The organism is Pseudomonas sp. GD04019, from assembly GCF_029837695.1.
GTDB lineage: Bacteria > Pseudomonadota > Gammaproteobacteria > Pseudomonadales > Pseudomonadaceae > Aquipseudomonas.
On record NZ_JAOEEA010000004.1, the window covers coordinates 152,844 to 176,588 of the forward strand.

Sequence of the window (23,745 nt, forward strand, 5' to 3'; positions counted from 1 at the left end):
GATGGAATTTGAAAAGCTGTTGCGCTTGATGGTGGAGAAGGGCGGTTCCGACCTGTTCATCACCGCCGGCGTGCCACCGTCGATGAAGGTCAACGGCAAGATCATGCCGGTGACCAAGAACCCCATGTCGCCGGAGCAGACCCGCGAGACCGTGCACTCGGTGATGAACGAGCAGCAGCGCCGCGAGTTCGCCGAGAACCACGAGTGCAACTTCGCCATCAGCGCCCGTGGCGTCGGCCGCTTCCGGGTCAGCGCCTTCTACCAGCGCAACCTGGCGGGCATGGTGCTGCGTCGCATCGAGACCAACATCCCGACCATCGACGACCTCAAGCTGCCCGAGGTGCTGAAGAAGCTGGCCCTGACCAAGCGCGGCCTGGTGCTGTTCGTCGGTGCGACCGGTACCGGCAAGTCCACCTCACTGGCCGCGATGATCGGCTACCGCAACAAGAACACCAGCGGCCACATCATCTCCATCGAAGACCCGATCGAGTACATCCACCAGCACCAGAGCTGCATCGTCACCCAGCGCGAAGTGGGCATCGATACCGAGTCCTTCGAAGTGGCGCTGAAGAACACCCTGCGCCAGGCGCCGGACGTGATCCTGATCGGCGAGATCCGTACCCGCGAGACCATGGACTACGCCGTGGCCTTCGCCGAGACCGGCCACCTGGCCCTGGCCACGCTGCACGCCAACAACGCCAACCAGGCGCTGGACCGGATCATCAACTTCTTCCCGCCGGATCGACACAACCAGGTGTGGATGGACCTGTCGCTCAACCTCAAGGCCATCGTCGCCCAGCAGCTGGTGCCGACCCCGGATGGCAAGGGCCGCCGCGCGGTGATCGAGGTACTGATCAACACCCCCCTGGCCGCCGACCTGATCCGCAAGGGCGAGGTGCACGAGCTCAAGGGGCTGATGAAGCGCTCCACCGAGCTGGGCATGCAGACCTTCGACCAGGCGCTGTACAACCTCTACACCCAGGGCGAGATCACTTATGAGGACGCCCTGCTCTACGCCGACTCGGCGAACGACCTGCGCCTGCTGATCAAGCTCGGCTCGGAGACCGACGGCGATCACCTGACCAGCATGAGCGAAGGCCTCAGCCTGCAGGCGAGCGAAGAAGACCCCGGTCGGCGCTTCCGCTGATCATCCGGCCGCCAGCGCCAGCTGGCGCGCCCGAGTCAAGGCGGCGACCAACTCGTCGAAACGCTGGTCGCCGCCATTGCCCGCCCGCAGCACTGCTGCGGGATGCGGCGCCACCACCAGCCAGCGCTCCTCATGCCTGAACGGCTCGGCGAAGTCCGCCAGGCGCAGGCGTTGCGGCTCGTAGGTCTGCAGCAGCGCTGCCAGTGCCGTCTTGCCGAGCGCCACCACCACCTGCGGCACCACCTCTGCCAGCTCGTCGCCGAGCCAGCGGCGACAGGCCTTTATCTCTCCCGGTTTCGGCGTTGCATGCAGGCGCGTGGCGGCGCGGCTGTTCGGTCCGCCGCGGGGAAGCCATTTGAAGTGTTTTACCGCATTGGTCAGGTAGACCCTTTCGCGGGGTAGTCCGGCCTGGGCCAGCGCGCGCTGCAACACCTGGCCGGCGGGGCCGATGAAGGGGCGCCCAGCCAGGTCTTCCTGATCGCCCGGCTGCTCGCCGACCAGCATGATCCGCGCATCGCGCGGGCCCTCGCCAGGCACCGCGCAGGTGGCGCCGCGCCAGATGTCACAGGCGCGGCAATCGTCCAGTGTGGTGCTGGGAGCGCGCTGCGGCTGGGCTCTGTCGCTGGCGATCAGCACCTCCTTGCCCGCAAGCTCGCCGACGCTGGCGGTCTGCGCCAGGCGCTGCTGGCCGGCGCGGGCCTGGCTCATCAGCTGCGGGATCAGCGGGCCCTCGGGCAGATCCTTCCAGAAGCGTACCGGCATGTTGCTTTCCAGCACGTCGCGGTTGAGCCGCGCCGGGTTGAAGGTGGCGCCGTAGTAAGCCAGCCACAGATCGGCGCCGGGGTCTTCCGCGCCGCGCGCCAGGTCGCGCAGCTCAATGGGGCAGGGCCGCAGGATGCGCATCTGCGTGCCATCCCACAGCGCGGCGGCGTCCGGTGTGGCAATCAGCCAGGTGGCGCGGCCCAGGCGTTCGGCGAAATGCTCGACGGCGATTTCCAGGATGTCATGGGCCGGTTCGTGCCAGGCGACGAAGGCCGGCGCTCCGGATTCCGCCGGACGCTGGCGAAAGCGCAGGAAGGCGTGCATGTGGTGGGCTTCGCGATGCACGCTCTTGATCCGGCGCTGCAGCACGCTGCCGTCGCGGTCGCCGGCCAGCATGGCGGCGCGGTCGCCCTGGCTGACGCGCCAGAGAATCCGGTACAGCAGCGCCCAGCGATCCTCGGCGCGAAAGCGTGCGGCGTTTTCCAGCAGCTCGGGCAGTTCACGTGGGATGAGCGGGGCGGGCGGCGCCGAAGCCTGCAACGGCTCTGGCGCGAGGCTGGCAAACAGGTGGCGGTCATTCTTGCCCGCCTGCCAGTTCACCGCGTGCGGTGGGATGCCCGCTTGCAGCAGACGGCGGGCCTCGCTGCGCCAGCCGGCGAAGCTGCCATCGAAGTGCGCGGCGTGCATCACCACAGGGCCATCTGCGCCGGCGTGTCGCTGAGCTGGCGGCGCAGTACGGCGGACTCCAGGGTGGCCTGCTGCGGGCGGTAGTCCTGGGTGACGATGAAGGGTTTGACCTTGTCCATGGCGCAGCGCAGGCGCACCACGTCGGCGTAGCGGATGCGCCGCTGGCGGCGCAGGTCGACCAGGCGCTTGGCGCTGAGCATGCCGATACCGGGCACGCGCGCGATCATCGCCGGCTCCGCGCGGTTGAGGTCGAGCGGGAACTGCGCGCGGTTGGCCAGGGCCCAGGCCAGCTTGGGGTCGATGTCCAGGGCCAGGTTGCCCGGCGTGGCGATCAGCTCCTGGACGTTGAAGCCGTAGCCGCGCAACAGGAAATCCGCCTGATAGAGGCGGTGTTCGCGCAACAGCGGCGGGGCCTGGAACGGCACGCTCTTCGGGCTGTGCGGGATCGGGCTGAACGCCGAGTAGTAGACGCGCTTGAGCTTGTAGGCGCCGTACAGCGTCTGCGCGGTGTCGAGAATGGTGCGGTCGTCGGTGTCGTCGGCACCGACGATCATCTGCGTGCTCTGCCCCGCCGGTGCGAACGCCGGGCCACGGACTTCCTCGCGGGCCTCATCGACGCCGAGGCGGATCGAGCCCATCGCCTGCTTGATGGTGCCGACCTTCTTCTCCGGCGCCAGGCGAATCAGGCTGGCCTCGCTGGGCAGCTCGATATTGACGCTGAGGCGGTCGGCATAGCGGCCGGCCTCGGCGATCAGCTCGGGGGAGGCGTCGGGAATGGTCTTCAGGTGGATATAGCCGCGAAACTCGTGCTCTTCGCGCAGCAGCCGGGCGACGCGTACCAGCTGCTCCATGGTGTAGTCGGCCGAGCGGATGATGCCGGAGCTGAGGAACAGGCCGCTGATGCAGTTGCGCCGGTAGAAGTCCAGGGTTAGGCGCACCACTTCCTCGGGGGTGAAGCGCGCCCGTGGTACGTCGCTGGAGCGGCGGTTGACGCAGTACTGGCAGTCATACAGGCAGAAGTTGGTCAGCAGGATCTTCAGCAGTGCCACGCAGCGGCCGTCCGGGGTGAAGCTGTGGCAGATGCCCATGCCGTTGGTGGCGCCCAGGCCGGATTTGCCGCGCGAGTCACGTTTGGGTGCGCCGCTGCTGGCGCAGGACACGTCGTACTTGGCCGCGTCGGCCAATACGGTTAGCTTGTCGATGAGTTCCATGGATAGCCAAATACTGTATTTGCATACAGTATTTGTTCAATCGCTTGCCGGCGCAAGCGCTCGCGGCAGCCGGTTGTCGGCGGCGCGGTTTTCATCACGCAAGGAGTTCACATGCAACGACAGGACACCCACAGCAAGGTCATCGGCTATCTGCTGTGGATCTTCGGCTTTCTCGGCGCGCACCGCTTCTACTACGGCAAGCCGGTGACCGGGACCATCTGGTTCTTCACCTTTGGCCTGTTCTTCATCGGCTGGATCATCGACCTGTTCCTGATCCCGGGCATGGATCGCGAGGCGGACCTGCGCTTCACCGCCGGCGATACCGACTACAACGTGGCCTGGATCCTGCTGACCTTCCTCGGTGTGTTCGGCGTGCACCGCATGTACCAGGGCAAGTGGATCACCGGGATCATCTACCTGTTCACCGGCGGCCTGTTCCTGCTCGGCGTGCTCTACGACTTCTGGACCCTCAACACCCAGGTCTCGATCAAGAACGCCTCGCGCACCTGAGTTCCGCGCAGAAAAAAGCCCGCCAATCGGCGGACTTTTTCATGGTCGGTGGTTTCAGCCCTGATAGCTGAGACGGCCATCGACCAGGGTGTAGCGCACCTGGCCAGGCAGGCAGTGGCCGATGAACGGGCAGTTGCCGCCCTTGGAGCGCCAGGTTTCGCCGGCCAGGGTCTGGCCTTCGGCATCGAACAGCAGTAGGTCGGCCGGGGCGCCCACGGCCAGGCGGCCGGCGGGCAGGCGCAGGGCCTTGGCCGGGCCGCTGGTGAGGCGGGCGAGCAGGGTCGGCAGATCGAGCAGGCCGTCCTGCACCAGAGTCAGAGCCAGCGGCAGCAGCAGTTCGACGCTGCTGATGCCCGGCTCGGTGGCGCCGAAGGGCGCCAGCTTGGCGTCCGGCTCGTGGGGCTGGTGATGGCTGGCGATGCTGCCGATCACGCCGTTCTTCACTGCCTCGCGCAGGCCGTCACGGTCGAAGGCGGTACGCAGTGGCGGCTGCACGTGGTACAGGCTGGAGAAGCCGAGCAGCGCCTCGTCGGTGAGGATCAGCTGGTACATGGCCACATCGGCGGTCACCGGCAGGCCACGGGCCTGGGCTGTGGCGATCATCTCGGCGCCGCGGGCGCTGGTGATCTGGCTGAAGTGGGCGCGCACGCCGCTCTGCTCGACCAGCAGCAGGTCGCGGGCCAGGGCCACGGTCTCGGCGCTTTCCGGAATGCCGGCCAGGCCGAGGAAACTGGCAGTGGCGCCTTCGTGGGCCAGGCCGCCGTCGGCCAGGTCGGCGTCCTGCGAATGGAAGATCACCGTCAGGTCGAAGGTGGCCGCGTATTCCAGCGCGCGGCGCAGGGTGCGGTTGTTGGCCAGCGGCGCCAGGCCGTTGGCGAAGGCCACGCAGCCGGCGTCACGCAGGGCGACCAGCTCGGCCAGCTGCTCGCCGGCCAGGCCCTTGGTCAGGGCGCCGATAGGGAACACCTTGGTATGCCCGGCCTCCTGGGCGCGGTCGAGGATCAATTCGGCCACGGCCGGGGTGTCCAGTACCGGTTTGGTCAGCGGCGGGCAGCACAGGCTGGTGACGCCGCCAGCGGCGGCGGCCAGGGTCTCGCTGGCGATATTGCCCTTGCGGCTGTAGCCCGGCTCACGCAGGGCGGCGGAGAGGTCGACCAGGCCGGGACTGGCGATCAGGCCGCGGGCGTCGATCTCCTGGTCGGCGCTGAAGCCGGCCGGCGCCTGGTCGAAGGCGACGAGCTTGCCGCCGTCCAGATAGAGGTCGCGGACCTGGTCCAGGCCACTGGCCGGGTCGATCACCCGGGCTCCGAGGATTCGCGTGCGCATCAGTTGTGCTCCTCGGCATTCAGTTGACGCTGGGCGTTCTGGCCGCTCATGGCCATCGACAGCACGGCCATGCGGATGGCGATGCCATAGGTGACCTGGTTGAGGATCACCGATTGCGGGCCGTCGGCCACCGCCGACTCGATTTCCACGCCGCGGTTGATCGGCCCCGGGTGCATCACCAGGGCGTCCGGCTTGGCCAGCTTGAGGCGCTGCTCGGTCAGGCCGTAGAGGCGGTAGAACTCGCCCTCGCTGGGCAGCAGGCCGCCCTGCATGCGCTCGCGCTGCAGGCGCAGCATGATCACCACGTCCACATCCTTGAGACCCTCGGCGAGGTCGCTGTAGACGGTCACCCCGTACTGCTCGATGCCCACCGGCAGCAGGGTCTTCGGCGCAATCACGCGGATGTCCGGGCAGCCCAGGGTTTTCAAGGCCAGCATGTTCGAACGCGCCACCCGCGAATGCAGGATGTCGCCGACGATCGCCACCGAGAGGTTCTCGAAGCTGCCCTTGTGGCGGCGGATGGTGAGCATGTCGAGCATGCCCTGGGTCGGGTGCGCGTGGCGGCCGTCGCCGCCGTTGATGATCGCCAGGTTCGGGCACACGTGCTCGGCGATGAAGTGCGCGGCGCCGGAGTCGGCATGCCGTACCACGAAGATGTCGGCGGCCATGGCTTCCAGGTTGCGCAGGGTGTCGAACAGGGTCTCGCCCTTGCTGGTCGAGCTGGTCGACACGTTAAGGCTAATCACGTCGGCCGACAGGCGCTGGGCGGCCAGCTCGAAGGTAGTGCGGGTGCGCGTGGAGTTCTCGAAGAACACGTTGCACACGGTCTTGCCGCGTAGCAGCGGGACCTTCTTCACCGCGCGGGCGCCGACTTCGAGGAAGGAGTCGGCGGTGTCGAGGATTTCCGTCAGCAGCTCGCGGGGCAGGCCGTCGAGCGAGAGGAAGTGGCGCAGCTGGCCCTGGTCGTTGAGCTGCAGCGAACGCTTGGCGTCGGTGGGCATGGGGTATTCCTAGGCGGAAAGGCTTTGCAGCTCGAGGGTGAGCGGCGCGGGGCCGGACAATTTTACCCGTTGCGCAGGGGGCAGGGCGAGGGTCGCGCCGAGCACGTCGGCGTGGATCGGCAGCTCGCGGGCGTCCAGGTCGAGCAGGCTGACCAGGGTCACGCTGGCCGGGCGGCCGTAGTCGAACAGTTCATTCAGGGCGGCGCGGATGGTGCGGCCGCTCATCAGCACGTCGTCGACCAGGACCAGGTGCTGGTCCTCGATCTCGAACGGCAGCTCGGAAGGGCGCACTTGCGGGTGCAGGCCGCTGCGGGTGAAGTCGTCGCGATAGAAAGACACGTCGAGGGTGCCGAGCGGCTGCTCTAGGCCCAGCTCGCGCAGCAGCGCCTCGGCGACCCACACGCCACCGGTGCGGATGCCGATGAAGTGCACCTGCTCGACGCCGCGGCGCTTGAGCAGCGCCTGCAGATCGCCGGCCATGCGCGGCAGCAGCTGTTGGGGATCGGGCAGGGTCATGGCGTTCCTCGCAATCAGTTCGAAAGATTCTGTTCCAGCCAGCCTTCCAGCAGCAGGGCGGCGGCCAGGGCGTCCACCGGGCGCTCGCGGTAGCCGCCGCGCTGGCCCTGGGACAGGCGCTGGCCCTTGGCCTCGAAGGTGGTCAGGCGTTCGTCGTGGGTATGCACCGGCAGATTGAAGCGGCCGTTGAGGCGGCGGGCGAACTTCTCGGCGCGCTCGCTCATCTCGCTCTTGGTGCCGTCCATGTTCAGCGGCAGGCCGACGACGATAGCGTCCGGCTGCCACTCCTTGATCAGCGCCTCGACCTTCTGCCAGTCAGGCACGCCGTTCTGTGCCTTGAGCACGCAGAGTTCGCGGGCCTGGCCAGTGATGGCCTGGCCGACGGCGACGCCGATCTGTTTGGTGCCGTAGTCGAAGCCCAGCAGCAGGCGCGGCGCGGCGCTCATGCGTGGCCGGCCTGGGTGGTGAGCAGGCTGAGGTTGATGCCCAGGCGTGCGGCGGCGGCGCCTAGACGCTGCTCGGCGGGGGTGTCGAAGAGGATGGCGGCGTCGGCCGGGCAGGTCAGCCAGGCGTTGTCGGTCAGCTCGGTCTCCAGCTGGCCGGCTTCCCAGCCGGCGTAGCCGAGGGTGATCAGGTGCCTGGCCGGGCCGCTGCCATCGGCGATGGCGAACAGCGCGTCCTGAGAGGTGGACAGGGCCAGCTCGCCCAGCTCCAGGGTCGCCTGGAAACTCTGCCCCGCCGGATGCAGGACGAAGCCGCGATCGGTCTGCACCGGACCGCCGGCGAAGATCGGCAGGCTCTGACACAGGACGGAGGGCGTCTCGTCCGGGCGCAGCTGCTCCAGCACATCTGCCAGGTTGAGTCCGTTGGGGCGGTTGATCACCAGGCCCATGGCGCCCTGTTCGTTGTGTTCCACCAGGTAGGTGACGGTCTGCGCGAAGTTGGGATCGGCCATGTGCGGCATGGCGATCAGGAAGTGGTGCTTGAGGTAGCTGGGGGCGGTCTTCATGGTCGCTAGTTTCGACCCTGACGGCGCCGGCTTCAAGCGCCGGGCGGAAATGCCGCAGCCCCGATCAGTTGCTGGACAGACGGTCGCCGCGCTCGAAGCGCCAGGTGCGGATGATTTCCAGGCGGTCGATGTCGGCCAGGTCGCCGGTGAACGGGGCGAAGGGGGCGGCCAGGCGCACGATGCGCAGGGCGGCCTGGTCCAGCACCGGTTGGCCGGAAGGCTCCAGTACCTGCACTTCATACAGGGTGCCGTCGCGATTGATCGACACCAGCAGGCGCAGGCTGCCGTAGACGCGCTGGCGCCGGGCTTCTTCTGGATAGTTGAGGTTGCCGACTCGCTCGACCTTCTTGCGCCACTCGTCCTTGTACCAGGCGCCCTTGTCGCGCATGGTCGAGGCGGCATTGAGGCGGTGGATCTTCGGGCGCTTGGCATAGAGCTGCTGCTCCTGGGCCAGTTCGGCTTCCAGGCTGGCGATCTCGGCGGACAGCTGGGCGGTGTCGAACACTGGCGCCGGCTGCGCGTCGGGTTGCGGCTCTTCTTCCTTCCGCTTGGTCGCCGCCTTCTGCTGTTGCTGCTTGGTGGTGGTCAGCGAGGTCTTGCTGGCGACCGCCTCCTTGCGCTGGGTCGGCTGCGGTGCGGCGGCCGGGGTGACCTTGTTGACCTTGCTGTCCTGGAACGGCGCCTGCTCGGTGGTCTTGGGCGCGGCCTTGTGCTCCAGAGTGCCGCTGCCCTGCTGGTTGTGCTGGGCCAGGTAATCGGCCTTCTCCGGCTGCTTGTCGCTGTTGAAGGTCGACAGGGTGATTTCCAGTGTCTTGCTCAGCTCGCCGGGCTTGGCCAGGGTGAAGCTGACGCCGAGGATCAGCGCCAGGTGCAGCAGGGTGGCGACGAACAGGGTGAAGCCCAGACGATCCGCGGGGCGGATGCCGGAGCTGGTCAGTTCGGGCGGCGGTTTCAAGGCTGCGTTCATCTGGCGGGTGCGGGTTACGAATTGCCGCGCAGTCTGCCGGCTAGGGCCTGCGGCCTGCAAGCCGCAAGCGCCAAGCTGCCACCTGGATCAAGCTTTGCGCGCAGCAAGCTTGCCCTCGATGGCGTCCATCAGGCGCTCGCCGATGCGGGTGTCGAAGGCCTTGTCGATCTCGCGGATGCAGGTCGGGCTGGTCACGTTGATCTCGGTCAGGTGCTCGCCGATCACGTCCAGGCCGACGAACAGCAGGCCCTTCTCGCGCAGTACCGGGCCGACCTCGGCGGCGATCCAGCGATCGCGCTCAGTCAGCGCTCGCGCCTCGCCGCGGCCGCCGGCGGCCAGGTTGCCGCGGGTCTCGCCCTGGGCCGGAATGCGCGCCAGGCAATAGGGGATCGGCTCGCCATCGATCATCAGGATGCGCTTGTCACCATCCTTGATGCCCGGCAGGTAGCCCTGCGCCATGCATTGCTGGGTGCCGTGGGCGGTCAGGGTCTCGAGGATCACCGAGAGGTTGGGGTCGCCGACGCGGTGGCGGAAGATCGAAGAACCGCCCATGCCATCCAGGGGTTTGAGAATGATGTCACGCTGCGTTTCGGCGAACTCGCGCAGAATGTCGGCCCTGCGGCTGACCAGGGTCGGTGGCATGCAGTGCGGGAACTGGGTGGCAAACAGTTTCTCGTTGCAGTCGCGCAGGCTCTGCGGGCGGTTGACCACCAGTACGCCATCGCGCTCGGCCTGCTCCAGTAAGTAAGTGGAGTAGACGAACTCGTTATCGAAGGGCGGATCCTTGCGCATCAGGATCACGTCAAGGTCGGCCAGGGGAGCATCTTTCTCCGCGTCCAGCTCGAACCAGCGCTGCGGGTCGTTGAATACCTGCAGCGGCTGCATGCGGGCACGGGCCTGGCCAGCGTTGCTGTAGAGATCGCGCTGCTCCATATAGAAGAGGGACCAGCCGCGAGCCTGCGCGGCCAGAAGCATGGCCAGCGAGCTATCCTTCTTGAAGTTGATCTGGGCGATGGGATCCATGACGATCCCCAGGCGAATGCTCATGGGGTGAAACCTGCTTCAGGGTGGCAGAAGGGATGCGCAAGGGTGGCGCCGCAGGACGCTACCGGTCAAGAAAAACCCCGAGTATTAGGGGCTTATAGATTGCATCAGGAGAGTGTGCTAAAAAGTCCGGACGATCGGGTCGCAGCCCGTCAGTGTTACGGCCTCAGCCACACTGTGCTGTATAGATAAAACAAATGACTCACCGAGGCGATGGTAGGGCAGACATGGAACAGCATTCCGAGGGTTTGAAGGTCATGGTGATCGACGATTCGAAAACGATTCGTCGCACCGCCGAGACTCTGCTGAAGAAGGTGGGTTGTGAGGTCATCACTGCGGTGGACGGTTTCGATGCGTTGGCCAAGATCGCCGATACGCATCCGAGCATCATCTTCGTCGATATCATGATGCCGCGCCTCGACGGTTATCAGACCTGCGCCCTGATCAAAAACAACAGTGCTTTCAAATCCACCCCGGTGATCATGCTGTCCTCCAAGGACGGCCTGTTCGATAAGGCCAAGGGGCGCATCGTCGGTTCCGACCAGTACCTGACCAAGCCCTTCAGCAAGGAAGAGCTGCTCGGCGCCATCAAGGCGCATGTGCCCGAATTCGTCCCGGTGGAGCAAGCCTCCTGATAGCTGGCCACAAGCCGGCGATGCCTATTCCGTATGGGGAACTTCATGGCTCGTATTCTGATTGTTGATGACTCGCCGACCGAGATGTACAAACTGACCGCCATGCTCGAGAAGCATGGTCATCAGGTACTCAAGGCGGAGAATGGTGCCGACGGCGTGGCCCTGGCGCGCCAGGAAAAGCCCGATGCCGTGCTGATGGATATCGTCATGCCCGGCCTCAATGGCTTCCAGGCGACCCGTCAGCTGACCAAGGACGCCGAAACCAGCCACATCCCGGTGATCATCGTCACCACCAAGGATCAGGAAACCGATAAGGTCTGGGGCAAGCGCCAGGGCGCGCGTGACTACCTGACCAAGCCGGTCGACGAAGACACGCTGATGAAGACCCTCAACGCGGTACTGGCCGGCTGACGCCGCGCCAGTCCGTAGCCACATAAGAAGAAAAGGCCAAGGCCGGCATGTCGGACGCGCAATCCCCCTTCCAGCTTCTCGTTGACCTCGACCAGCGCTGTCGTGCGCTGGCGGCTGGTCTGCCGTCGCAACAGCAGACGGTACAGACCTGGAGCGGCATCGGCTTCCGCATGGGCGAGCGTTATTTCGTCGCGCCCATGGGCGAGGTCGGTGAGGTCCTGCACGAGCCGCGGCACACCTTGCTGCCGGGCGTGAAGGGCTGGGTCAAGGGCGTGGCCAACGTGCGTGGCCGGCTGTTGCCGGTGATGGACCTGTGCGGTTTCTTCGGCAGCGAGCTGTCGCCCCTGCGCAAGCAGCGGCGGGTGCTGGTGGTGGACCACAACGAAGTGTTCGCCGGCCTGACGGTCGACGAGGTGTTCGGCATGCAGCACTTCCCGGTGGATACCTTCTCCGAGCAGTTGCCCCCCCTGGAAGCGGCCATTTCGCCGTTCATCCACGGGGTCTTCCAGCGCGAGCGACCCTGGCTGGTGTTCAGCCCGCATGCGCTGGCGCAGCACCAGGGCTTTCTCGACGTGGCGATATAAAGATTTTCGGTTGGGTCGGCAGTTGCCGGCCCTTTGGCGTTACATGGGAACTGAAGTGCGGTCGGTCCAGGCGGGGGCCAAATAATGAAGAAACTCAATGCAGGCAATCTCTTGGCAGGTGTGCGCAGTAACACGCTGATCGCCGGACTGTTCGTAGTCCTGATCATTTCCATCGTGTTGCTGTTCGCCAACTTCGCCTACCTCAACACCCAGTCCAACTACGACAAGGAATACATCAGCCACGCGGGCGAGCTGCGCGTGCTGTCCCAGCGTATTGCGAAGAACGCCACGGAAGCGGCGACCGGCAAGGCGGAAGCCTTCCCGCTGCTGAAGGAAGCGCGTCGTGACTTCGAAGAGCGCTGGGGCTTCCTGACCTCCGGTAACGAGGCCAGCGGCCTGCCGGCGGCGCCGGAGTCGGTCAAGGCGCAGATGGACGAAGTGCAGAAGGACTGGGACGTGCTGCGGCAGAACGCGGACGCCATCCTGCAGAGCGAACAGACCGTACTGTCGCTGCACCAGGTAGCCGCCACCCTGGCCGAAACCATCCCGCAGCTGCAGGTCGAGTACGAAGAGGTGGTCGACATTCTGCTGCAAAGCGGCGCTCCGGCTGCCCAGGTCTCGGTTGCCCAGCGTCAGTCGCTGCTCGCCGAACGTATCCTCGGCTCGGTGAACAAGGTGCTGGCCGGTGACGACGACTCGGTCCAGGCCGCCGACATGTTCGGCCGCGACGCCAGCCTGTTCGGTCGCGTGCTCAAGGCGATGATCGAAGGCAACGCCGCCATGGAGATCTCCGCCGTTACCGATCCCGACGCCCTGGAGCGTCTGGCCGAGATTTCCGAGCTGTTCCAGTTCGTATCCGGCTCGGTGGACGAGATCCTCGAGACCTCCCCGGAACTGTTCCAGGTCCGTGAATCCGCCAACACCATCTTCACCGGCTCGCAGACCCTGCTGGACAAGACTTCCGGCCTGGCCACCGAATTCGAGAACCTGGCCGACGGTCGTTACTTCAACACCATCGCAGGTTACGTGCTGGGTGCCCTGGCCCTGGCCTCGATCATCCTGATCGGCCTGGTGATGGTGCGCGAAACCAACCGTCGACTGGCGTCCACCGCCGAGAAGAACGAACGTAACCAGTCGGCGATTCTGCGACTGCTCGACGAAATCGCCGACCTCGCGGACGGTGACCTGACCGTGGCGGCGACCGTAACCGAGGACTTCACCGGTGCGATCGCGGACTCCATCAACTACTCCATCGACCAGCTGCGCGACCTGGTAGCGACGATCAACTCGACCGCCGTACAGGTGGCCGCCGCCGCCCAGGAAACCCAGGCTACCGCGATGCACCTGGCCGAAGCTTCCGAGCACCAGGCCCAGGAAATCGCCGGGGCCTCCGCGGCGATCAACGAAATGGCCGTGTCGATTGACCAGGTATCGGCGAACGCCGCGGAATCCTCCGCGGTAGCGGAACGTTCCGTAGCCATCGCCAACAAGGGTAACGAGGTGGTGCACAACACCATCACCGGCATGGATAACATCCGTGAGCAGATCCAGGACACCTCGAAGCGGATCAAGCGCCTCGGTGAATCGTCCCAGGAGATCGGTGACATCGTTAGCCTGATTAACGACATTGCCGACCAGACCAACATCCTCGCACTGAACGCCGCGATCCAGGCGTCCATGGCCGGTGACGCGGGCCGCGGCTTCGCCGTGGTAGCGGACGAGGTACAACGCCTCGCAGAACGTTCCTCCGCGGCAACTAAGCAGATCGAGGCGCTGGTTAAGACGATTCAGACCGACACCAACGAAGCGGTTATCTCCATGGAGCAGACCACGTCCGAAGTGGTACGCGGTGCCCGCCTGGCGCAGGACGCCGGTGTGGCCCTGGAAGAGATCGAGAAGGTATCCAAGACCCTCGCGGCCTTGATCCAGAACATCTCCAACGCCGCCCGTCAGCAGGCTTCGTCCGCTGGCCACATCTCCAACACCATGAACGTGATTCAGGAGATCACCTCGCAGACCTCCGCAGGTACCACCGCTACCGCCAAGAGCATTGGTAACCTGGCCAAGATGGCCAGTGAGATGCGTCGTTCGGTATCCGGCTTCACCCTGCCGGACGGCCAGGCCTGATCAAGGGAGGTGCGGCAGCCTGAGAGGGCTGCCGCCCGGGGCATTCGGCCATGAGCGAGGGGCACGGCATGCAGCCAAGCGGCGTCTGGGCCTTGAAACCCCTGGCCGACATGTCACAGGCGGAGTTCCGCGACTGGCAGGCGCTGCTCGAAGAGCGCACCGGCGTGGTGATCAACGAACAACGCCGGGCATTCCTGCAGACCAACCTGACCGCGCGCATGCGTGAACTGGGCGTCGGCGACTACGCCAGCTACTTCCGTCAGGTCACCGATGGCCCGCGTGGCGCGGTGGAATGGTCGACTCTGCTGGACCGTCTGACCGTGCAGGAGACCCGCTTCTTCCGCCACCGCCCGTCCTTCGACGTTCTGGAAAGCTACCTGCGTGGCCGCCTGGCCACGGATGAACAGCAGCAACCCCTGGCCCTGTGGAGCGTTGGCTGCTCCAGTGGCGAGGAGCCCTACTCGATGGCCATCGCGGCCGCCGAGGTGTTGCGCGATGTGGGCAGTGATCGGCAGTTCGGCGTGACCGGCACCGATATCAGCCTGAATGTGTTGAACAAGGCGCGCGACGCGACATACGGCGCGCGCAAGCTGGAACAGATGGACAGCGACCTGTGCGAGCGCTACTTCCTCGCCCAGGACGATGGTCGCTACAAAGTGGTGCCGGACCTGGCGGCGCGTATCTGTGTCGCCCGGTTGAATGTGCTGGAACTGGCCAAGGCGCCGCAGTCCGGCATGGACGTAATCTTTTGTCAGAACCTGCTGATCTATTTCCGCCGCTGGCGCCGCCGCGAAATCCTCAACCGCTTGGCCGAACGCCTGGCGCCGGGGGGCATGCTGGTGGTGGGAGTGGGGGAAGTGGTCGGTTGGCAGCATCCGGACCTGGTACCGGTGGCCGACGAGCGCGTTCTGGCGTTCACCCGCAAGGGCTAAGACAAGAATATGAGTGGAGTCGGTATGGGTGATCGGCACGACTATGTCGCCCTGGAGTGGGTCAAAGGCGAGATCGCGGAAACCCTGAAGCAGGCGCGTCAGGCCCTGGAGGCGTTCGTCGAGAACCCGCAGGACGCCACGCGCATGCGTTTCTGCCAGACCTATGTGCACCAGGTTCACGGCACCCTGCAGATGGTCGAGTTCTACGGCGCGGCTCTGCTCGCCGAGGAAATGGAACAGCTGACCCAGGCCCTGCTGGATGGGCGCGTTGGTAACCAGAACGAAGCCCTGGAAGTGCTGATGCAGGCCATCCTGCAGCTGCCGGCCTACCTGGATCGCATCCAGAGCGCGCGTCGCGACCTGCCGATGGTCGTACTGCCGCTGCTCAACGACCTGCGTGCCGCCCGTGGCGAGAACCTGCTGTCGGAAACCAGCCTGTTCTCCCCGGACCTGTCCGGCCGTCTGCCGGCGCTATCGCTCGACTCCCTGGAAAAACTGCGTACCGCCGAGCTGCCCGTGCTGCTGCGCAAGCTGCGGCAGATGCTGCAGATGGCCCTGGTCGGCGTGATCCGCAACCAGGACCTGGCCACCAACCTGGGCTACATGGCCCGCGTGTTCGCGCGCCTGGAAACCCTGTGCAAGGAGGCCCCGCTCGGCCCGCTGTGGCAGATCGCCTCGGGCATGGTCGAAGGCCTGGCCAACGGCAGCGTGACCAATAGCGCCTCGGTGCGCACCCTGCTGCGCCAGGTCGATAAGGAGCTCAAGCGCCTGGTCGATCAGGGGGCCGACGGCATCAACCACACCGCCCCGGACGAGCTGACCAAGAACCTGCTGTTCTACGTGGCCAAGGCCTCGGCCCAGTCGCCGCGCCTGCGCGCGCTGAAGGACCAGTACCGCCTCGACGACGCCCTGCCCGACAGCGGCGTGGTCGACGAGGAGCGCGCCCGCCTCGCCGGCCCGGACCGCGACGCCATGCGTTCGGTGGTCGCCGCGCTGTGCGAGGAGCTGGTGCGGGTCAAGGACAGCCTCGACCTGTTCGTGCGCAGCGACCGCAAGCAGGTGGCCGAGCTGGATGGCCTGCTGGCGCCGCTTAAACAAATCGCCGATACCCTGGCGGTGCTCGGCTTCGGCCAGCCGCGCAAGGTCATCGTCGATCAGCTCGACGTGGTACACAGCCTCTCCGTCGGCCAGCGCGAGCCGAGCGATGCGGTGCTGATGGATGTGGCCGGCGCGCTGCTCTATGTCGAGGCCACCCTGGCCGGCATGGTCGGCCCCAGCGACGATCAGCAGAACGAACAGAGCCACCTGCCGACCACCGACGTGGCGCAGATCCACCAGTTGGTGATCAAGGAAGCGCGTACCGGCCTGGAACAGGCCAAGGACGCGATCATCGAGTTCATCGCCTCGCAGTGGAACCACGAGCACCTGGCCCGCGTGCCCGAGCTGCTGACTCAGGTCCGTGGCGGCCTGGCCATGATTCCGCTGACCCGCGCCGCTGCGCTGCTGCAGGCTTGCACCCGCTACATCCAGGAGCAGTTGCTGGTGCGCAAGGCCGTGCCCAACTGGCAGAACCTGGACACCCTGGCCGACGCCATTACCAGCGTCGAGTACTACCTGGAACGCCTGGCCGAAGACCACGCCAGCCAGGGCGACCTGATTCTCGACGTCGCCGAGGAAAGCCTGGAGAGCCTGGGCTACCCGCTCAAGGAAAAGCCCTCGATCCTTGACCGCATCGAACCGCGCGAGGAGGCACCGGCGCCGCTGGCCGACCCGCTGCAGGACATCGAAGTGCTGGCCGCCGAAGAGGTTGCCTTCGAGGAGCCGCTGCTGGAGGAACAGCCGCTGGAGCTCGAAGAGCTGCCCGCGCTGTCGCTGGAAGAGTCGAGCGAAGAACTGAGCCTCGAGTTCGCCGAGCTGCCGGCCGAGGAGGCCGGCGAGCTGCTGGTGTCCGACGACAACTGGAGCCTGGGCGAGGCCACGCCGGAAGCGTCCGGCAGCATCGATCTGAGCCTGGATGCCCCGCTCGAGCTGGGCACTCTGGACGATCTGCAGCCCCTGTCTGGCGAGCTGGAAGAACTCAGCCTCGATAGCTCCTTCGCCGTGGAAGTGAACGAGCTGCCGAGCAGCGAAGAACTGCCCGCGCTGGGCGAGAACCTGAGCGAACTGTCGCTGGAAGCCGAAGAGCTGAACCTCGACAGCGCCCCGACCAACTGGGACGAGCTGGAAATCGCCGACCTGGAGCTGCCGGAGGTCGAGTTGCCGAGCGCCCCGGTCGAGCCCGAGCCGGTTCAGCCGGCGGCCGACAAGCCGCTGACCATGGCCGAGGTTATGGCCGCTCCGGTGCAGGCGATCAACCCGCCGGCCCAGGACGTGCCGCCGAGCCTGCTGCCGCCGCCTGCCGACGAGGAGCCGGTGGACGAGGAGCTGCTGGAGGTCTTCATCGAGGAAGTCGGCGAGGTTCTCGAAACCATCAACGAATACCTCCCGCAATGGCGTGCGGATACCGAGAACAAGGAAGCGCTGACCGAAGTGCGGCGCGCCTTCCACACCCTCAAGGGCAGCGGCCGCATGGTCCGCGCCCTGATCATCGGCGAGCTGGGCTGGTCCATCGAGAACATGCTCAACCGCGTGCTGGATCGCAGTATCCAGCCCGATCAGCCGGTGCAGCAGGTCATCGTCGACGTGGTCGAGCTGATGCCGGCGCTGGTCGACGAGTTCGCCGCCAAGGCCCAGCGCCAGCGCGACGACGTCGACCGTCTGGCCGCCACCGCCCATGCCCTGGCCCGTGGCCAGGTGCCGAGCTTCGCCAGTGCGGCGAATGTCGCCGAATTGCAGAGCGAGCCGGAGGCTGAGCCGGCCGCCGAGGTAGAAGAGATCGAGGTCGATTTCGTCCAGGAGGAGCTGCCGCAACCGGTCGCTCCCGCGCTGCCTGCCAGCTACGACGAGGCCCTCGACCCGCTGCTGCTGGAGATTTTCCGCAACGAGGCCGAGACCCACCTGGACACCCTGGTCGGCTTCCTCGCCGACTGCGCCCAGGAATTGCCGCAGCCGGTGACCGATGCCCTGCAGCGCGCGCTGCACACCCTCAAGGGCAGCGCACACATGGCCGGCATCCTGCCGATCGCCGAGATCGCCACGCCGCTGGAAAAACTGGTCAAGGAATTCAAGACCAACCTGATCGACATGGACCTGGGCGAAGCCGAGCTGCTGCGCGACGCCGAACACCTCTTCCGTGCCGGCCTGGAGCAGCTGGAGAGCCAGCCGCTGGCGCCGATTCCGGGTGCCGCCGAGTTCCTCGAACGGGTGCAGAAGCTGCACAACGCCCGCCTGGAAAGTGCCGAGAACGCGCGCCTGGAAGAGCAGGATTACCGTGACCCGCAGCTGATCTCGATCTTCCTCGCCGAGGGCATGGACATCCTGCTCGACGCCGAGGACCTGCTGCGCAAGTGGCGCGAACATCCCAGCGAGCAGCAGGAGCTTTCCGCCCTGCTGGAAGAGCTGACTACCCTCGGCCGTGGCGCCGAGATGGCCGAGCTGCCGCAGATCGACGAGCTGTGCCAGGCCCTGCTGGCCCTGTACCAGGCCGTTCTGGATGGCCGCCTGGCAGTCAGCGAGCACTTCTTCGCCGAAGCCGAGTCCGCCCATGAGGCGTTGATCGGCATGATGGACCAGGTCGCCGCCGCCCTGCAGGTCAGCCCGCAGCCCGAGCGCGTGGCGGCCCTGCGCAATCTGCTGGGCCAGGCGCTCGACCCGGCCACCCTGGCGCTGCTGCATACCGATGCTGTGGCCGGCTTGGAAGTGGTCGAGCTGGACGAGCTGCCCGCCGTTGAGCCGGAGCCCGCGCCGCAATCCGAGCCTGAACCCGAACCACTGGCCGAGCCGGAAAGCTTCGCCGCCCCTGAGCCGCAGCCAGTGTTCGAGCCGGTGGCTCCGCTGGCGAGCATGCCGGAAAATCTCGACGCCGAGATGGTGGAGATCTTCCTGGAAGAGGCCGTCGATATCCTCGACAGCGCCGGCCAGGCCCTCGACCGCTGGCTGAGCGACCCCGACAGCAACCTGGCCCTGTCGTCCCTGCAGCGCGACCTGCACACCCTCAAGGGCGGTGCGCGCATGGCCGAGATTCGCGCCATCGGCGACCTCGCCCACGAGCTCGAATCCCTCTACGAAGGCCTGGTGGATCGCCGCTTCAGCTATTCCCCGGCCCTGGCCGGCCTGTTGCAGCAGAGCCACGACCGCCTGGCGGTGGTACTCGAGCAGCTGCAGCGTGGCCAGCCGTTGCTGGACTCCTCGGCACTCATCGACGCGATACGCTCCTTTCGCCAGGGCGGCCCGATAGCCGCGCCGAGTCCGCCGGCCAATCAAGAAAGCCAAGCCGCTGTCGGCGAGGCGGAGCCGGTAGTCGACGAGCTGCCCTTGATCCAGCTGGAAGAGGACGCTGCGCCCTCGGCCGAGATCGACCTGGGCGAGCTGGCCGAAGTGGACTTCGTTGCGCCGCAGCTGGACGAGCTGCCGGAGCTGCACATCGAGTCTGTCGCGGCGCCGGCCGAAGAGTTGCCGGAAGAGCTGCCCGCGCTGAGCTCGGATGAGTGGCATCTGGACGAATCGCTGCCGGCCCTCGGTGCCGAGGCGCTGGATGATCTGCCGTCCGCCGATCTGCAGCCCCTGGCTGAAGCCGCTGCTGCGGAAGAGCCGAGCGAGTCACCGGAGATCGATCTGGGTGAGCTGGCCGACGTGGACTTCGTCGCGCCGCAGCTGGACGAGCTGCTGGAGCTGCATATCGAGCCCGCAGCTGAGCAGCCCGCCGAACCGCTGCCGGAAGAACTGCCGGCACTGAGTTCGGACGAATGGCACCTGGACGAATCCCTGCCGGCCCTGGGCGCCGAGGACCTGGAGCCGCTTGCGCCGGACCTGCCGCAGGCCGAGATTGCCGAGCCCGAGCCCGAGCCCGAGCCCGAGCCCGAGCCCGAGCCGCAGCCTGTAGTCGAGGCCGCGCCGATTGCTGCTGCGCCGGCTCCCGCGGTCGACCGCGATCCGGAGCTGGTGGAGATCTTCCTCGAAGAAGGTTTCGACATCATGGACAGCGCCGGGGCCGCCCTGCAGCGCTGGATGGGCGATGTCGACAACACCCTCGAAGTGGAAGCCCTGCAGCGCGATCTGCACACCCTCAAGGGTGGTGCACGCATGGCCGAGATTCGCGAGATCGGCGATCTGGCCCATGAGCTGGAATTCCTCTATGAGGGCGTCGGCGACGGCCGCCTGAAGGCCAATGGCGATCTGTTCGGCGTGCTGCAGGCCTGCCACGACCGTCTCTCCGAGATGCTCGAAGCGGTACGCGGTAACCGTGCGATTCCCGATGGACTGGCGCTGATCGAGACCATCAAGCGCTTCCGTGCCGATCCCGACGCGCAGCTGAGCATGCCCACCAGCGTGCACCTGCAGGCGGTGGTGGAAGAAGAGGTTGGCGCCGAAGCGGACGACATTCTCGACATCTTCCTCGAAGAGGCGGATGAACTGCTGGAGGCCATGGAGGCCGCCATCGGGCGCTGGGAAGGCGATCGCAGCAATGGCAGCGCCATCGACGAGCTGCTGCGCATCCTGCACACCCTCAAGGGCGGTGCGCGCCTGGCCGGGCAGAAGCGCCTGGGCGACCTCAGCCACGACTTCGAACAGCACCTGACCGAGGCCCAGCAGCAGGGCGCGCCCTGGCCGGACAGCCTGTTCCTCGACGTGCAGGCCGGTTACGAAGGCCTGCAGAAGGAACTCGACCAGCTGCGCAAGCGCCTGGACGACAGCCAGGTGGCCGAGGCCCAGGCCGCTCCGGTGGCCGAGCCGCAACCGGTCGAGTCGACTCCGGCGCCCGTGGCGCTGAGCACACCGATCGTCGCCGCCAGCGCCCAGCCGCAGCAGTCGCAACAGGTCAAGGTATTACCCTTCGTCGAGCGTGCCGCCGAGGCCGCCGCCCGCGCCGCCGCCCAGCGTGCGCCGCAGGAGCTGGTCAAGGTGCCGGCCGATCTGCTCGAAGGCCTGGTCAACCTGGCCGGTGAGACCTCGATCTTCCGCGGTCGCGTCGAGCAGCAGGTCAGCGACTTCGGTTTCACCCTCGGCGAGATGGAAGCGACCATCGAACGGGTACGCGATCAGCTGCGCCGCCTCGATATCGAAACTCAGGCGCAGATCCTCAGCCGCTACCAGGCCGAGGCCGAGCGTGCCGGCTACGAAGACTTCGACCCGCTGGAAATGGACCGTCACTCGCAGCTGCAGCAGCTGTCGCGTGCGCTGTTCGAGTCGGCCTCCGACTTGCTCGACCTCAAGGAAACCCTGGCCACGCGTAACCGCGATGCCGAGACCCTGCTGCTGCAGCAGGCGCGGGTCAACACCGAGCTTCAGGAAGGCCTGATGCGCACCCGCATGGTGCCGTTCGACCGCCTGGTGCCGCGTCTGCGCCGCATCGTCCGCCAGGTGGCCGGCGAGTTAGGCAAGCAGGTCGAGTTCCACGTCGGCAACGCCGAAGGCGAGATGGACCGTACCGTGCTGGAGCGCATCGTCGCGCCGCTGGAACACATGCTGCGTAACGCCGTCGACCACGGCATCGAGCCGGGCGACAAGCGCCGCGCCGCCGGCAAGTCGGAAGTCGGCAACATCCGTCTGACCCTTGGTCGCGAGGGTGGCGACATCCTCCTGACCCTGGCCGACGACGGTGGCGGCATCCGCCTCGACGCGGTCAAGCGCAAGGCCATCGAGCGCGGCCTGATGGACGCCGACAGCGACCTCACCGATCACGAGGTGCTGCAGTTCATCCTCGAGGCCGGCTTCTCCACCGCCGAGAAGGTCACCCAGATCTCCGGGCGCGGCGTCGGCATGGACGTGGTGCACTCCGAGGTCAAACAGCTCGGCGGCTCCATGAGCATCGAGTCGACGGTCGGCGAGGGCACCCGCTTCCTGATCCGCCTGCCGTTCACCGTTTCGGTCAACCGCGCGCTGATGGTGGTCTCCGGCGAAGACTTCTACGCCATCCCGCTGAACACCATCGAAGGTATCGTGCGGGTTTCTCCGTACGAGCTGGAGGCCTACTACGGTCCGGACGCGCCGCGCTTCGAGTACGCCGGTCAGGCCTACGAGCTGAAGTACCTGGGCGACCTGCTGAACAACGGCCAGCAGCCCAAGCTGGTAGGCCAGAGCCTGCCGCTGCCGGTGATCCTGGTGCGTTCCAGCGAACACGCGGTGGCGGTGCAGGTGGACGCCCTGGCCGGTTCCCGCGAGATCGTGGTGAAGAGCCTCGGTCCGCAGTTCGCCGGCGTGCACGGCATCTCCGGTGCGACCATCCTCGGTGACGGTCGCGTGGTGGTGATTCTCGACCTGCTGGCGACCATTCGTGTGCGCCACGCGCACCTGCTGGGCCAGGTGCAGATGCCGCGCCTGGTCAATCAGGACACCACGGCGAGCGATACCGATACCACCCGGCCGACCCTGGTCATGGTGGTGGACGACTCGGTCACCGTGCGCAAGGTCACCAGCCGCCTGCTGGAGCGCAACGGCATGAACGTGCTGACCGCCAAGGACGGGGTCGACGCCATCGCCCAGCTGCAGGAACACAAGCCGGACATCATGCTGCTGGACATCGAGATGCCGCGCATGGACGGTTTCGAGGTGGCCACCCTGGTGCGCCACGACGAGCGCCTTAAGGACCTGCCGATCATCATGATCACCTCGCGGACCGGCGAGAAGCACCGCGATCGGGCCATGGCCATCGGCGTCAACGAATACCTGGGCAAGCCGTACCAGGAGTCGGATCTGCTGGAAAACATCCTGAAACTGGTCAAGGACAAGGCCAATGGCTGACAGAACTGCTGCTCGTATCGCGGTCATCGCCGACACCTCGCTGCAGCGCCACGTGCTGCAGCAGGCTCTGTCCGGCAGCGGCTACCAGGTGGTGCTCAACAGCGACCCGGCGCGTCTCGACGAGGCCGCCCTGGCCGACTGCGAGACCGACCTGTGGCTGGTGGACCTGGCCCAGTCGGAAGACTCGCCCCTGGTCGACAATCTCCTGGAGAAGGCCAGCGCCCCGGTGCTGTTCGGCGAGGGCCACGCCCCGGAACGCCACTCGGAAAATTACCCGCGCTGGGAGCGCCGCCTGTTCGGCAAGCTCAAGCGCCTGGTCGGCGACCCGGCCCAGGCCGTAGGCCCGAGCCTGGAAGCCCTGCTGGCCGAGGCGCAGCGCCCCAGTCGCCTGGAGCTGCCTGCCTCGCTGGCCGATACGCCGCTGGTGGCCGGTGAGCCGGCCAAGCAGGTCTGGCTGCTGGCCGCGTCCCTCGGCGGTCCGGCGGCGGTGAAGGAGTTCCTCGACGCGCTGCCCGGTGGCCTGCCGCTTGGCTTCGTCTATGCCCAACATATCGATGCCGCTTTCGAGACGGCGCTGCCCCAGGCCGTCGGCCGCCACAGCCAGTGGCACGTCAACCCGGCGCGCAACGGCGATGCCGTGCGTTGCGGCGAAGTGGTGGTGGCGCCGATCAGCAACGAGCTGGGCTTTGCCGAAGACGGCGCCATGCAGGTGACCGATCGCGGCTGGCCGGAGCCCTACAGCCCGTCCATCGACCAGATGATGCTCAACCTGGCCCAGCAGTTCGGCGCCCATTGCGGCGTGATCGCCTTCAGCGGCATGGGCAGCGACGGCAGCGCCGCCGCGGCCTACGTGCGTCGCCAGGGTGGCGTGATCTGGACCCAGAAGGCTGACAGCTGCGCCAGCCCGAGCATGCCCGACAGTCTGCGCGAAGGTGGCTACAGCAGCTTAAGCGGCGACCCGCGCGAGCTGGCCTCCGCCCTGGTCAATCACCTGGCCGAACAGTGCCAGTAACGGCGCCAGCAGTCTTTTAAGGAGC

18 protein-coding genes are annotated in these 23,745 nt (G+C 66.6%); 9 read left to right on the forward strand and 9 right to left on the reverse strand.

Translation table 11 applies throughout. From position 1 onward, the window contains the following. Position 1: 1 nt before the first annotated feature. Positions 2-1,147 (forward strand): PilT/PilU family type 4a pilus ATPase, encoded by a 1,146-nt coding sequence (locus tag N7607_RS08155; protein ID WP_192399133.1) that lies wholly within the window; start codon positions 2-4, stop codon positions 1,145-1,147. Here the strand turns inward: N7607_RS08155 and N7607_RS08160 are convergent, their stop codons facing one another. Together N7607_RS08160 and N7607_RS08165 are read right to left on the reverse strand one after the other, a co-directional pair. Continuing rightward, a complete protein-coding gene (locus N7607_RS08160) occupies positions 1,148-2,596 on the reverse strand; it encodes a UdgX family uracil-DNA binding protein (RefSeq protein ID WP_279865559.1) in 1,449 nt (482 codons plus the stop codon). Beyond that, positions 2,596-3,807, reverse strand: coding sequence for a putative DNA modification/repair radical SAM protein (locus N7607_RS08165; RefSeq protein ID WP_279865558.1), 1,212 nt, complete (start codon positions 3,805-3,807; stop codon positions 2,596-2,598). The genes N7607_RS08160 and N7607_RS08165 overlap by 1 nt, the downstream gene beginning before the upstream one ends. Positions 3,808-3,918: 111 nt before the next feature. Between N7607_RS08165 and N7607_RS08170 the strand changes: the two genes are divergently transcribed. Next, positions 3,919-4,317 carry a TM2 domain-containing protein gene (locus tag N7607_RS08170; RefSeq protein WP_279865557.1) on the forward strand — a complete coding sequence of 133 codons (399 nt, stop codon included), beginning with the start codon at positions 3,919-3,921 and terminating at the stop codon, positions 4,315-4,317. Between the two features lie 54 nt (positions 4,318-4,371). Here the strand turns inward: N7607_RS08170 and N7607_RS08175 are convergent, their stop codons facing one another. From N7607_RS08175 to gshB, 7 genes are all read right to left on the reverse strand, one after another. Next, on the reverse strand, positions 4,372-5,643 hold the full coding sequence (locus N7607_RS08175; protein WP_279865556.1) for a dihydroorotase: 1,272 nt from the start codon (positions 5,641-5,643) through the stop codon (positions 4,372-4,374). After that, positions 5,643-6,644 (reverse strand): aspartate carbamoyltransferase catalytic subunit, encoded by a 1,002-nt coding sequence (locus N7607_RS08180; RefSeq protein WP_279865555.1) that lies wholly within the window; start codon positions 6,642-6,644, stop codon positions 5,643-5,645. The genes N7607_RS08175 and N7607_RS08180 overlap by 1 nt, the downstream gene beginning before the upstream one ends. Before the next feature lie 9 nt (positions 6,645-6,653). Beyond that, the gene (gene pyrR / locus N7607_RS08185) at positions 6,654-7,160 is read right to left on the reverse strand and encodes a bifunctional pyr operon transcriptional regulator/uracil phosphoribosyltransferase PyrR (protein ID WP_279865554.1); all 507 of its coding nucleotides are present in this window, start codon (positions 7,158-7,160) and stop codon (positions 6,654-6,656) included. Positions 7,161-7,174: 14 nt separating this feature from the next. Next, positions 7,175-7,606, reverse strand: coding sequence for a Holliday junction resolvase RuvX (gene ruvX, locus N7607_RS08190; protein ID WP_279865553.1), 432 nt, complete (start codon positions 7,604-7,606; stop codon positions 7,175-7,177). Further along, positions 7,603-8,169, reverse strand: coding sequence for a YqgE/AlgH family protein (locus tag N7607_RS08195; RefSeq protein WP_279865552.1), 567 nt, complete (start codon positions 8,167-8,169; stop codon positions 7,603-7,605). The genes ruvX and N7607_RS08195 overlap by 4 nt, the downstream gene beginning before the upstream one ends. 64 nt (positions 8,170-8,233) lie before the next feature. Beyond that, positions 8,234-9,136, reverse strand: coding sequence for an energy transducer TonB (locus tag N7607_RS08200; RefSeq protein ID WP_279865551.1), 903 nt, complete (start codon positions 9,134-9,136; stop codon positions 8,234-8,236). A gap of 87 nt (positions 9,137-9,223) precedes the next feature. Then, positions 9,224-10,183 carry a glutathione synthase gene (gene gshB, locus N7607_RS08205; RefSeq protein WP_279865550.1) on the reverse strand — a complete coding sequence of 320 codons (960 nt, stop codon included), beginning with the start codon at positions 10,181-10,183 and terminating at the stop codon, positions 9,224-9,226. 224 nt (positions 10,184-10,407) lie between these two features. Between gshB and pilG the strand changes: the two genes are divergently transcribed. The 7 genes from pilG (at position 10,408) to N7607_RS08240 (ending at position 23,720) form a co-directional block, all read left to right on the forward strand. Further along, positions 10,408-10,815, forward strand: a complete 408-nt coding sequence (gene pilG / locus N7607_RS08210) for a twitching motility response regulator PilG (RefSeq protein WP_021698994.1) — start codon at positions 10,408-10,410, stop codon at positions 10,813-10,815. A 45-nt stretch (positions 10,816-10,860) separates the two neighbouring features. Then, positions 10,861-11,226: a twitching motility response regulator PilH gene (pilH, locus tag N7607_RS08215; protein WP_043216118.1), complete on the forward strand. Its 366-nt coding sequence runs from the start codon at positions 10,861-10,863 to the stop codon at positions 11,224-11,226. A 47-nt stretch (positions 11,227-11,273) separates the two neighbouring features. After that, positions 11,274-11,810: a chemotaxis protein CheW gene (locus N7607_RS08220; RefSeq protein ID WP_279865549.1), complete on the forward strand. Its 537-nt coding sequence runs from the start codon at positions 11,274-11,276 to the stop codon at positions 11,808-11,810. A gap of 84 nt (positions 11,811-11,894) precedes the next feature. Beyond that, a complete protein-coding gene (locus N7607_RS08225) occupies positions 11,895-13,937 on the forward strand; it encodes a methyl-accepting chemotaxis protein (RefSeq protein WP_279865547.1) in 2,043 nt (680 codons plus the stop codon). Between the two features lie 68 nt (positions 13,938-14,005). After that, positions 14,006-14,869 carry a CheR family methyltransferase gene (locus N7607_RS08230; protein WP_279865705.1) on the forward strand — a complete coding sequence of 288 codons (864 nt, stop codon included), beginning with the start codon at positions 14,006-14,008 and terminating at the stop codon, positions 14,867-14,869. Positions 14,870-14,893: 24 nt separating this feature from the next. Then, positions 14,894-22,708, forward strand: coding sequence for an Hpt domain-containing protein (locus N7607_RS08235; protein ID WP_279865545.1), 7,815 nt, complete (start codon positions 14,894-14,896; stop codon positions 22,706-22,708). Next, complete coding sequence (locus N7607_RS08240; protein ID WP_279865544.1) at positions 22,701-23,720, forward strand: chemotaxis protein CheB; 1,020 nt, start codon at positions 22,701-22,703, stop codon at positions 23,718-23,720. The genes N7607_RS08235 and N7607_RS08240 overlap by 8 nt, the downstream gene beginning before the upstream one ends. The last annotated feature ends 25 nt before the right edge of the window (positions 23,721-23,745 follow it).